We start from the raw sequence: 11,242 nt of genomic DNA, 5'->3' as shown, positions 1-11,242 counted from the left end.
GGTCTGGTTTTCACCGCTGGTGGGCACAGTGGTGCGAACAGTGTCTACGTCGAGACGAAGAATCTGGGTGGTGGTCTGGCGGATTATCCGGTGCATCTGCAGACCGCCTGCTGACGACGCGATGGTGGGGCGTGCCGGGGGCCGACGGTCCCCGGCACGCCGGCCTCGCATCACACTGAGACGGACGCCGATGATCCGCCGGCCACGAGGGCGACGCCGTCGGCAGGTCGTGGGCGCAACCGATCGTCCTCGGTCACTGTGATCCAGAAGGGCGGTTGGGTGGCCGTCGCTCGATGCCGGGCGGCCGATGCCGGGTGGGTGCGGTGCCGGCGGCGCGGAATCGCCGAACGACGTGCTGCCGGGGCCGCACCGTCGCCGAACGTGTCGAACTGGCCCGAACGTGCCCCCCAGAAGCCGTTTTCGGGCTACTACGCGGGGGCCTGCCTGCTGGTGTCGTTGCTGATCCACGTATCGATGGAGGAGACCTCACCAGTCGGGGCTTGAAGATCGGGGCTGACAATGCGTGTGTTGCTGGTCGAGGACGACCACGGCGTCGGCGGCGCGATCAAGGACGTCCTGGATGCGCGCGGCCACCCGGTCGAGTGGGTCACCCGGGGAGCGGACGCCCTGCTCCGCCATCGCAACGCTGACCTGCTGCTCCTGGACCTCGGGCTGCCGGACATCAGCGGGCTGGAGGTCCTGCGCCGGCTGCGCCGGCTCGCCGCGACCCCGGTCCTCGTCCTGACCGCGATGGGCACGCACGAGCGCGACATCGTGCGGGGCCTGCGCCTCGGCGCCGATGATTACCTGATCAAGCCGGTGCGGATGGACGAGCTGCTCGCCCGGATGGAGGCCATCCTGCGCCGCACCGAGCGCAGCGGTGCTACCCCGGTCGGGCGCGTGCAGGTGAACGACATCGCCATCGACCTCGACACCCATCTGGTGACGGTCGCCGGCGAGGAGGTCGTGCTGACCCGGATCGAGTTCGAGATCCTGGCCGTGCTCGCCCGTAAGGCGGGCGCGGCCGTCAGCCGCGAGCAGTTGCTCGACGAGGTGTGGGGCGACGCCTACGTGGCGGTGTCGCGGACGTTCGACGTGCACCTGTCGAAGCTGCGCAAGAAGCTTGGCCGGCCGAGCCCGCTGCACAACATCCGCGGCTTCGGCTACCGGCTGGGCGACTGAGGTGCGCCGGCGGCTGCTGATCGTCCTCATCGTGGCCGGTCTCGGCGCGCTCGCCGCGTTCGCCGTCCCGCTGCTCTACACCACCTCGGCGGAACGCTCCGACCGGTTCGTCAGCCGGCGCACCGCCGACATCAACCGGTTCGCCGAGCTCGCGCTCACCGGCTCCGACCAGCTCGAACCGGAGATCGACGCGCATGCCGACCTCTACGGCGACGCCGTGGCCGTCGTCGACGCGGCGGGCCGGCCGATCGTCTCCCGCGGCGACCTCGGTGACCTCGGCCGGGGTGGGGCCGTCGCGCAGGCGATCGACGCGGCGCTGCGAAACCAGCGCCAGGCCAGCCTGCCCGACATCCGGCCCTGGTCGTCCGGGCGGGTCCTGTTCGCCCGGCCGGTGGGCAACGGTGTCGAGGTGAGCGGCGCGGTGGTGCTGGTGTCGAGCCGGGGCCGCGCCGCCGCGGATGTCGGGCGGGTGTGGGGGCATGTCCTGCTCGGCGTGCTCGCCGTCGCCGCGGTGTTCGCGACGGTGATCCTGCTGATCGTCCGCTGGGTGCTGCGGCCCATCACCCAGCTCGAGCATGGCCTGCGGGCGGTCGGCAAGGGGGTCGTGGCGGCGCACGTGCCGCCGCAGCAGGGGCCGTCGGAGGTACGCACACTGCTCGCCTCGTTCAACCGGATGTCGGACGCGGTCGCCGACTCGGCGCGCCGCCAGCGGGCGCTCATCGACGACACCTCCCACCAGCTGCGCAACCCGCTGATGGCGATGCGACTGCGGATGGACATGCTGGCCGGCTCGTTGCCGGAGGACGCGCGCGACACCTACGCCTCGATGGTCGCCCAGGCCGGGCGGCTGCAGGTCCTGCTCGACGGCATGCGCGCGCTCGCCGTCGCCGACGCGGCCGCCACCGAGCTCGCCGCCCATCCCACGATCCCGGCGGCCTGCGACGCGAGCGCGACGGTGCTCGAGCGGATCGACTTCTGGCTGCCGGCCGCCGTCGCCCGCGACGTGACGCTGGTCGATGACGTCCCGCCGGAACCCATCCCGCTGCTGTGCGCCGATACGGACCTGGAGCAGATCGTCGACGTGTTGATCGACAACGCCATCAAGTACGCCCCGGGCAGCACGGTGACCGTGACGGTGACCGCCCGCTGGCCGTCGGGGCGGGGCCGGGTGACCGTGGTCGACGACGGCGTCGGGGTGCCGCCCGGCGAGCTGCCGCGCCTGACCGAACGGTTCCACCGCGGCAACCACGACCTGTCCGGGTCCGGGCTCGGCCTGGCGATCGCCGAGCGGCTGGTGACCAACAACGGCGGGCGGCTCATCCTGGAGACGGTGACGCCGCACGGGCTGTCCGTGGCCGCCGAGCTGCCCGTCGGGGAACGGCCCACCTCCCCGCCGGCCGACTCCGCGCCCGCGGGCACGCCGGCGAACGGCGGGCGTGGCTCGGGGTTGCCCGGGTTCTCGCGCTCGGGCGGGACCGACACGATGCCGACGATCTGGCTGCCCAGGTCCCAGCGCCGCCGGGCCCGACGGCGCGACGACCCGGCGAACGCCACGACGCGCGGAGCCGCCTCGTGACCGCCTCTCGCCGCGCGGTGCTGCTCGGCGCCCTGGCGGTCGGGGCCACGGCCGTCACCGTCGCCAGTGCCGGCGGCTGCTCGTCGGACGACCCCACGGTCTCGATCGCGGCCGGGGAGCCCGACGGCTTCTACATCGAGTTCGCGAACCTGCTCCGACCGTTGCTGCATGCCCAGGTGGTTGCGACGCTCGGCAGCGTGCAGAACATCCGCAGTGTCTCGGCCGGCACGGCGGACCTCGGACTTGCCCTCGCCGATGCCCTCGACGCCGCGCAGAAGGGCCTGCCCGCCTTCGGCCGCCCGGTGCAGCTCTACGCCCTCGGCCGGGTCTACGAGAACTACATGCAGCTTGTCGTGCGGGCGGACAGCCCGGTGCGGAGCCTGCCGGATCTGGTCGGCCGGGCCGTGTCGCTGGGCGCGAACGGTTCCGGCGCCGCGCTGTTCGGCGAGCGCCTGTTCGCCACCGCGGGGGTGACGCTCGGCCAGGCCCGCCATCTGTCCCTCAAGGACGCGGTGGGCGCACTGCGCGACAACATGATCGACGCCATGCTCTGGTCGGGCGGGGTCCCGACGGAGGTGCTGGCCCAAGCGGACCGCCAGTGGGGCATCCGGCTGCTGGAGCTCGGCGCCTACGTCCCCGAGCTGCGCCGCCGCTACGGCCGGTACTACAACGAGGTGGCCCTGCCCGCCGGCACCTACCGGGCGGCGGGTGCCGTGCGTACGGTCGGCGTCCCGAACCTGCTGATCGCCGGGGCGGACTGCCCGGATCGGGTGGTCCGCAACACCGTCCGGGTCCTGGTCGAGCACGCCGGGCAGCTCGTGCCGAAACAGGCCCGCGGCACCCAGTACCTCGACGTCGGCAACCTCATCAACACCGAACCCCTGCCACTGCACCCGGCCGCCGCGGAGACCTACCGGGCGCTGCGCGGCTAGCCCCGGCGATTGAACAGCACCCCCGAGGCCGAGACCGACGCCGCGATGATGCCCAGGCTCCACAGCACCGCGTGCCAGGCGACGGAACCGACTGGCCCGCCGGTGAGGGTGGCGCGGGTCGTCTCCACCACGGTGTTCACCGGCTGATCGCGGGCGAAACCCCGTAGCCACGACGGCATCGTGTCGATCGGGACGAACGCGCTACTCGGGTAGGCCAGGAAGCTGACGAAGAAGGTGAACCCGTTCGCCGCCTCCGGCGAACCGGCGATGATCCCGATCGTCGCCGACAGCCAGGACAGCGCCAGCACGAACAGCGCCAGCACGCCCACGGCCGCCAGCCAGCCGCTGACGCCCGCCGACGGCCGGAAGCCGATCGCGAGGGCCACGGCGACCACCAGCGCGGTGGAGACGAGGTTGCGTGCCACGCTCGCCACCACGTGCCCCGTGATCAGCGCGGCGCCGGAGACGTCCATCGACCGGAACCGGTCGATCACCCCGGTGGTCAGGTCGCTGGACACGGTGACGGCGGTGGTCGCCGCCCCGAAGCCGGCGCAGACCAGCAGCACGCCGGGCACCACGTAGTCCACGTAGGCGATCCCGGTCCGCAGCGCCCCGCCGAACAGATACACGAACATCAGCATCAGCATGATCGGGAGCGCCAGAGCAGTGATCATCCCGTCGACGCTGCGTAGGGACAGCCGCAGGCTGCGGCCGATCATCGTCGTCACGTCGGCGGCGGCGTCGACGATCGCCGGCCGGGGCGCAGGACGGCGGGTCGCTTCGGCCAGGGCCAGCTCAGACATGTTCGCTCCTCTTCTCGGTGGCGATCGGGTTCTCGGTGGCGATCGGGCGGACCTCGGCGGGCGCCGGGCGGGCGGTGAGGGCGAGGAAGACGTCGTCCAGGGTGGTGGTGTGCACGTCGAAGTGGGCGACGCGGTCGCGGCCGGCGTCGATCTCGTCGAGCAGGGCGCGCACGTGGGCCGCTGTGCCGTCGGTGGCGATGCCGACGGTGCGCCGGGCGGGATCGGCGGTGACGGCGCGCGGGCCGAGCCGGCGCACGACCGTCGCGAACGCCTCGGGCCCGGCGGTGGCCGCCAGTGCCACGTCGAGGCGACGGCCGCCGACCTGCTCCTTGAGCTGCGCCGCGGTTCCATCGGCGACCACCCGTCCGCCGTCGACGACCGCGATGCGGTCGGCCAGCCGGTCGGCCTCGTCCAGGTACTGCGTGGTGAGGAAGACGGTGCGGCCGCCGGTGGCGAGCTCGGCGACGATCTCCCACATCGCCGCCCGGCTACGTGGGTCCAGGCCGGTCGTGGGCTCGTCCAGGAAGATGATCTCCGGCTCGCCGACGAGGCCGGCCGCGAGGTCCAGCCGGCGGCGCATCCCGCCGGAGTAGGTCTCGACCCGGCGCCGGCCGGCGTCGGTCAGGTCGAACCGTTCGAGCAGCTCCGCGGCGCGGCGGCGGGCCAGCCGCGGCGCCAGGTGCAGCAGCCGACCCATCATCCGCAGGTTCTCCTCGCCGGTCTGCGCCTCGTCGAGGGCCGCGTATTGGCCGGTCAGGCTGATCCGGCGCCGGACCTCGCGGCGCTGCGTGCCGACGTCGTGGCCGGCGACCCGGATGCGGCCGGCGTCGGCGCGCGTCAGGGTGGCCAGGATTCGGACGGTCGTCGTCTTGCCCGCGCCGTTCGGGCCGAGCAGCGCGAACACGCCGCCGCGGGGCACCCGCAGGTCGAAGTGGTCGAGCACGGAGGTCGAGCCGTAGGACTTGGCCAGCCCGACGGCCTCGATCGCCAGGTCAGTGGTCATCGTGAAGGAGCTCCTCGCCGTGAATCGAAACTGCGTACGCCATACGCTCTACTGCGTAGATGGTACGCAGATCTAGGATGGCGTCAACGGCGGCGAAGGGTGGCTGTCGGATCTCTGACGCGGTCCCGGAGGCGACGATGGCCAGGAGCCCCGGATCGGGGAGCGGTCCGGCCGACGTGCCCCCGGCCCCCGCAGCTGCGCCCACGGCGCCCGCCGGCAGCGGGCCGCAGGTGCCAGCGGCCTTCGCGCTGCCGCCTGCCGTCGAGATGCTCTGGGGGATTCGGGAGCGGCCGAGCCGCGGTCCCCGCCGTGGGCTCAGCCTGGAGCGCATCGTGTCCGCCGCGGTCGGCGTCGCGCAGGCCGACGGCATCGGCGCGGTATCGATGAGCCGGGTCGCCGCCGAGCTCGGCGCCGCGACGATGTCGCTCTACCGGTACGTCGCCGCCAAGGACGAGCTGCTGCTGCTGATGGTGGACGCCGCGATGGGCAGCCCGCCTGGCCCGTGCGAGCCAGACGACGGCTGGCGGGCGGGCCTGAGCCGCTGGGCGCGGGGCGCGCGGGCGGCGTATCAGCGCCATCCGTGGGCCCTGCGCATCCCGATCAGCACGCCGCCGCTCGGCCCGAACATGGTCGCCTGGATGGACGACGGCCTGCGCTGCCTGGCCCACACCCCGCTCACCGAGCAGCAGAAACTGTCCTCGGTGCTGCTGCTGAGCGGGTTCGTGCGCAACGAGGCGACGCTGTCCGCCGACCTCAAGGCGGCGTCCGGCGGGGAGAAGATGATGCCGGGCTACGGCGCGCTGCTCTCGCGGCTCATCGATCCAGCCGCGTTCCCGTCGTTGCAGCGCGCGATCGAATCCGGCTCGCTTGACGATGACGACGACATGGACGGCGAGTTCGACTTCGGGCTCGCCCGACTACTCGACGGCGTCGCGGTCCTTGTCGACGGTCTCGCCGCGCCCTGACCGACCGCGGCAGATGCGCCACGATCATGACGGCAGATGCGTCATGACCACGGCGGCAGATGCATCACGCGATCATGAAGAAGTGTGCTGGGAGCTGCACCAATGCTGCTTCGATGATCGAATCTGAAGGGTCTCGATCTAGGTCGGGTGGGAGTGCTCGTGGAGCCGCGCCAGGTGAGCCTGGAGCTCTTCGGTCGGCACGCCGCCGCGCGGGTGTCCGCCGCGTTCGTGGACACCCGGGTCGTCGTCCTCAACGGCGCCCGCCAGGTCGGTAAGAGCGCCCTCGCCCAGCTCACGGTGGACCCACGCGGCGATGCGAAGTCCTACTACCTGGACGAGGAGCCCGTGCGGGCCGCCGCCGGCGGACCCCACCGGCTTTCTTCATCACGAGGGCCTGCTACGGTGCGGCGCGCGACGCATCCGAGCGCACCCGTCGGCCCGCTTGTCGAGAACTTTGTGCTCGGTGAGCTCGCCCGCCAGCTCAGCTGGTCGGAGGAGCCGGTGTCGCTGTTCCACTACCGGGACCGCGATCGCAGCGAGGTCGACGCCGTGCTGGAGCGGGCCTCCGGCGAGATCGTCGGCGTCGAGGTGAAAGCCGCGGAGACGGTGCGTGCCGAGGACTTCCGCGGCCTGCGCCGACTCGCGTCCCAGACCGGTGACCGCTTTCACGCGGGCTATGTTCTTTACGCTGGCGCCGAGGTCCTGTCCTTCGGGCCACGCCTGCGCGCAGCTCCGATCCCAGCGCTGTGGACGACCGCACCACCCGCGCCGTCGGACTGGTCCTGATCTCGCCTCCGCCGGCCAGGAGATTTCCTCCCGCCCGGATTCAGCCGGCTGTTGCCGACCTCAGTCGTCTTCCTCAGGTGTGAACGCCGACAGGGACGGCAGCGACGGGACCAGGTAGTAGGCGCCGGTCACCGGAGTGGTGTAGCGGGTGAGGGCGTCGCGCACGCCGTCTTCGCTGCCGGCCATCCGTCGCAGCATGATCTCGAGGCGGCGCTGTTCACTGCTGAACCCGACGAACATGGTGCCGTGATCCGTGACCGTGCCGAAGGCGGTGTTCCGGCGAAAGATCTTCAGCTCCTCGCCCTCCTCCTCGACGACCGTCCGGGATACGTGCGAGGTCGCCGGCATGACTCCCTCGTCGAGTTCGACGCTGTCCGCCTTGGTACGGCCGATCACCTGTTCCTGCTCTTCGACGGTGAGCGACTCGAAGCCGGCGGAGTCGTGACGCCACTGCTGGACGAGGACGACGCTGCTGCCGGCGCCCGCCCCGGCTGCGATCACGGCGACCGCGGGCGCCGCCAGCAGCGACGGGTTCTCCGTGCCGTCGATGAACCCGGTCAGGTCGCGGTCGTACTGGTACAGCCACCCGGTGACCTCGGTGGCGACCGTCGCGACCTCGGCCAGTGCGTCGACGACGTTCCGCGCGTTGTTGAAGACCGCGGTGCGGTTACCCCCCGCGATCCAGAGCCAGGCGTCGTGCTGGGTCGCGGGCATGGCAAAACCGTCGACGCCCACGATCGGCTCGGTGAAGCCCCGCAGACCGGGCGGGATCCCGTCGGGCTCGACGCCTGCCCACAGCTCCGGCCGGAAGCCGACGACGAGATTGACCCCGCCACCGGTCGACAACGGGCCGGTCAGGGCCGCGACCGCCGTCACCAGCTCCACGGCGCGGGCACCGTCCCGGAGGTCGAACTCCAGGTAGCAGTGCTCCGGCGTGCCGAGCCCGAAAATCCCCGACTGCGTCACCCGGTCCAGCTCCTCCCGTCTGGCGACCAGATGGCCGCGTTCAACCACCGTGACGCTACCCAGCGGCCGACGTCCGTGACCGCGCCTCGGCCTGGTTTCATGATCGTCAGATGTGCGGCCAGGCGGTGGCGTCGAGTGCGGCGCGCACCGCCGCCGGGGTGGCGTCCCGGAAGCGGGACAGTCGGCAGATGGTGAGCACGCCGGAGCGGGCGTTGTAGCGCGGCAGCGGCCAGATGCGCTCATACTGGGAAGTCTGCAGCGGTATGTCCCCTTCCAGCAGGGTGACGGTGAGTCTTCCGGCTGCCACCCGGGCCGTGTCTATCCGGCTCCAGTGAATGGTGAAGTGGTACCAGCCGCGTTCCACCGAGATCCGATCCGCGTCGATCGCGAGATGTCCCGTGGGCTGCGCGGCCCGCCAGAACAACGCGAACGCGGCGACGACCGGCACGGCAACCGAGAGCAGGTGCCGGGGATCCCAGAGGTTGAAATCGCCGCCGAGACCGGCGGGCACGATTCCGGAGGCGAACAGCAGGACCAGACCCGCCGCGAGCTGTACGGCCCGCGAGCGGCGCCGCTCGGGAAAACTCGCCGCGCCCTCGCCCGGACCCTGCGTCCACGCCCCGCCCGGAGCCCACGTCTCGTCCGCGGGGTCCGCCACGTCGAGATCGCCTGTCCCGTCCGGGCCTTCCGTCACGTCGAGGTCCTCCGTCACGTCGAGGTCCTTCGTGCCGCCGAGGTCTCCCGTCGCACCGTGGGTCTCTGCGGCGCCGAGTGGCGCTGTGGCACCGTGGATCTCTGTGGCGTGCGGGTCTCCCGTCGCGTCGCCGGCGGCGTCGTCGAGGAACTCCCAGAGCGCGGCGAGGGCCTGGCCCGCGGTGGGCCGCGCGGCCGGGTCCGGCGTGAGCATCCGGTCGAGCAGCGGGCCGAGCGGGCCGGACAGGGCGGTCGTCGCCGCCCGTCCTGGCTGCTCGGATGCGGTTTCGGTCCAGGTCACGGGGTCGAAGGGCGGCCGGCCCTCGGCTGCGGTGAACAGCGTGACCCCGAGCGCGAAGACGTCGGCGCCGGGCTGCGGGGCACCTCCGGTCGGCGCCCCGGGGGCGACCAGTCCGGGTCCGTCGAGAGCACCGACGGTGACCTGCTGATCGGTCCCGCGCACCGTCGCCCCGAAGTCGGTCAGCCGAGCCGAGCCGTCCGTGCCCAGCAGGATGTTCGCCGCGGTGATGTGGCTGTGCACGACGCCCGCCGCGTGTGCGGCCGCGAGGGCCGCCAGTACACAGGTTCCGATCGCCGCGGTCTCGGCCAGTGCCAGCCGCCCCTCCCGATCCAGCACCGCCTGCAACGACTGGGACGGGTAATAGTCCATCACCAGCCACGGATCGTCATCCATATCCCGGACTACATCGAGGGTCGTGACGACATGCGGGCATTGCCGTAGCGCGGCGGAGACCTGGTATTCTCGTTCCAGCCGCACTTTGATCTCGTCCCGTTCGGTCTCGGACGGGACGGTCGGGCGCCGAATTCCTTTCAGGGTGACGTCGGCCCGATGCTTTTCGTCGAATGCCCGCCATACGGTCCAGAAACCGCCCCGGCCGAGCATCTCGACCAGCCGGAAACGCTCTGCGACGAGCATCCCCGGTGACCCTTCAGCCATGATCCTTCCCCCCCGGGGAGGTATGCACGCCGCATGATCCGTACCTGGCGCATTCTCCTATAATGCGGGGATGCCGGGCGGCGGATCGGCGAAGGACGCCGGTGTGGGGTGCCCGGCGATCCCGGACGGGGAGAAGCACATGCCTGGTGACCTGCGGCGGAACCCGGCGACCGGCGATCGGCCCGCGGCCGGCGATCAGGCTCTGATCAGTGATCGAACCGGGGGCGGTGGTCGGCCCGCGGGCAGCGGTCGTGCGGTGACTGGCGGTCCGGCCTCGACGGGTGGCGCCGATGGCGGGACGATCCTCATCCTCACGCTCGGCTACCTGATGGTCGCCGCGATGCTGGTCGTCGTCGTGACCGACGTGTCCGCCGTCTACCTGGCTCGCCGCTCGGTCGCTTCGGCCGCGGACGGCGCGGCGCTCGCGGCCGCGCAGCGCATCGACGAGAACGCGATCTACACGGCGACGGACGCCTTCCAGGAACTCCCGCTCGCGGACGTCAACGCGACCGTCGAGCAGTACCAGCGGCAGTCCGACCCGAGCGGCCGCACGACCCTCACCTCCAGTCTCGTCGATGCGACGACGGTGGAGGTGGAGGGGTCACGCGTGGTCAACCTGCCGGTTGTGGGCTACCTCGGGGTCGGCCCGGTCACAGTGCGGGCCGGGGCTCAGGCACAGTCGGTGGTCCGCCAGCCCGCTGCACCATGACGCCGCTCGGGCCGGGGACGCCGAAGCGCGCCGCCGGCCGTCGCGGGCCCCGGTCGTCCTCCCAGCTTTCGCGCAGCCAGGGCGTGGTGGCGTCGACGAGATCGTCCAGGCCCTGCCCGGTGCGCAGGTCGGCCAGCTCGGAGACGTCGCGCACCAGCCGGGCCAGCCACTGGGCCGGCCGGCCGGCGGACAGCGTCACCGCCTGGCCGGCGTAGGCGGCTGCCTCGTCCCGGTCGGGGATCTCCCGGGCGAGGGCGGCGCGGGCCTGCGCCATCCGCACCGAGACGACCATGCCGGTCTGGCCGGAGCCGGCGATGAGCGTCTCGGCCCGCTCCAGGTGCGGCGTGGCCTCGTCCGCGGCGCCCACGGTGGTCAGCGCCTCGGCGCAGGCCAGCGCGAGGTCCGCCGGGGAGTAGGTCTCCAGCGCGAACCCGGGGGAGCCGAAGTCGTCGTCGCCGAGGCGTTCCATCGTCTGCCAGGCGCGGGCCACCGCGTCGCGCACCCCGGGGGTGTCGCCGGTGGCCGCGCACGCACTCGTGACGACCTTGCCGGCGATGAGCGCGCGGGTGGGGCTGAACCCCGCGATCCGCGCGGCCACCCCGGCGATCTGCAGGGCGACCGCCGGGCTGTGCGGGCGGACCATCCGTGCGCGTAGGGCCAGCGCCCGGG

At 72.3% G+C, this 11,242-nt stretch carries 9 protein-coding genes and 2 pseudogenes; 6 read left to right on the top strand and 5 right to left on the bottom strand.

Going from position 1 to position 11,242, the window contains the following annotated elements:
* The first annotated feature begins 519 nt into the window (after positions 1-519).
* From ND748_RS05075 to ND748_RS05065, 3 genes are read left to right on the top strand one after another with little or no spacing between them, the layout of a single operon-like run.
* Positions 520-1,182: a response regulator transcription factor gene (locus ND748_RS05075; RefSeq protein ID WP_251744425.1), complete on the top strand. Its 663-nt coding sequence runs from the start codon at positions 520-522 to the stop codon at positions 1,180-1,182.
* Position 1,183: 1 nt separating this feature from the next.
* Complete coding sequence (locus tag ND748_RS05070) at positions 1,184-2,758, top strand: HAMP domain-containing sensor histidine kinase (RefSeq protein WP_251744424.1); 1,575 nt, start codon at positions 1,184-1,186, stop codon at positions 2,756-2,758.
* The gene (locus tag ND748_RS05065) at positions 2,755-3,690 is read left to right on the top strand and encodes a TAXI family TRAP transporter solute-binding subunit (RefSeq protein ID WP_251744422.1); all 936 of its coding nucleotides are present in this window, start codon (positions 2,755-2,757) and stop codon (positions 3,688-3,690) included. The genes ND748_RS05070 and ND748_RS05065 overlap by 4 nt, the downstream gene beginning before the upstream one ends.
* Here the strand turns inward: ND748_RS05065 and ND748_RS05060 are convergent.
* A complete protein-coding gene (locus ND748_RS05060; RefSeq protein WP_251744420.1) occupies positions 3,687-4,493 on the bottom strand; it encodes an ABC transporter permease in 807 nt (268 codons plus the stop codon). The genes ND748_RS05065 and ND748_RS05060 overlap by 4 nt on opposite strands.
* A complete protein-coding gene (locus ND748_RS05055) occupies positions 4,486-5,496 on the bottom strand; it encodes an ATP-binding cassette domain-containing protein (RefSeq protein WP_251744419.1) in 1,011 nt (336 codons plus the stop codon). The genes ND748_RS05060 and ND748_RS05055 overlap by 8 nt, the downstream gene beginning before the upstream one ends.
* Positions 5,497-5,726: 230 nt before the next feature.
* Here ND748_RS05055 and ND748_RS05050 point away from each other — a divergent pair, with 230 nt between their 5' ends.
* Together ND748_RS05050 and ND748_RS34935 are read left to right on the top strand one after the other, a co-directional pair.
* Positions 5,727-6,461: a TetR/AcrR family transcriptional regulator gene (locus ND748_RS05050; protein ID WP_251744417.1), complete on the top strand. Its 735-nt coding sequence runs from the start codon at positions 5,727-5,729 to the stop codon at positions 6,459-6,461.
* A gap of 420 nt (positions 6,462-6,881) precedes the next feature.
* Positions 6,882-7,247 (top strand): annotated as a pseudogene (locus ND748_RS34935) (DUF4143 domain-containing protein); the annotation flags it as partial.
* A gap of 60 nt (positions 7,248-7,307) precedes the next feature.
* On the opposite strand, the gene ND748_RS05040 reads toward ND748_RS34935, so the two are convergent.
* Together ND748_RS05040 and ND748_RS05035 are read right to left on the bottom strand one after the other, a co-directional pair.
* Positions 7,308-8,213: a Dyp-type peroxidase gene (locus tag ND748_RS05040; protein ID WP_251744413.1), complete on the bottom strand. Its 906-nt coding sequence runs from the start codon at positions 8,211-8,213 to the stop codon at positions 7,308-7,310.
* Positions 8,214-8,319: 106 nt separating this feature from the next.
* Positions 8,320-9,843, bottom strand: a complete 1,524-nt coding sequence (locus tag ND748_RS05035; RefSeq protein WP_251744412.1) for a serine/threonine-protein kinase — start codon at positions 9,841-9,843, stop codon at positions 8,320-8,322.
* 277 nt (positions 9,844-10,120) lie between these two features.
* On the opposite strand from ND748_RS05035, the gene ND748_RS05030 reads away from it, so the two are divergent.
* Positions 10,121-10,573 carry a pilus assembly protein TadG-related protein gene (locus ND748_RS05030; RefSeq protein WP_251744411.1) on the top strand — a complete coding sequence of 151 codons (453 nt, stop codon included), beginning with the start codon at positions 10,121-10,123 and terminating at the stop codon, positions 10,571-10,573.
* Here the strand turns inward: ND748_RS05030 and ND748_RS05025 are convergent.
* Positions 10,515-11,242, bottom strand: a pseudogene (locus tag ND748_RS05025) (hypothetical protein); the annotation flags it as partial. The gene ND748_RS05030 and the pseudogene ND748_RS05025 sit on opposite strands and share 59 nt — an antisense overlap.

The organism is Frankia sp. AiPs1, from assembly GCF_023716945.1.
Classification (GTDB): domain Bacteria; phylum Actinomycetota; class Actinomycetes; order Frankiales; family Frankiaceae; genus Frankia.
Note: the sequence above shows the minus strand (reverse complement) of the source record. Positions and strands in the feature narration are given on the sequence as shown.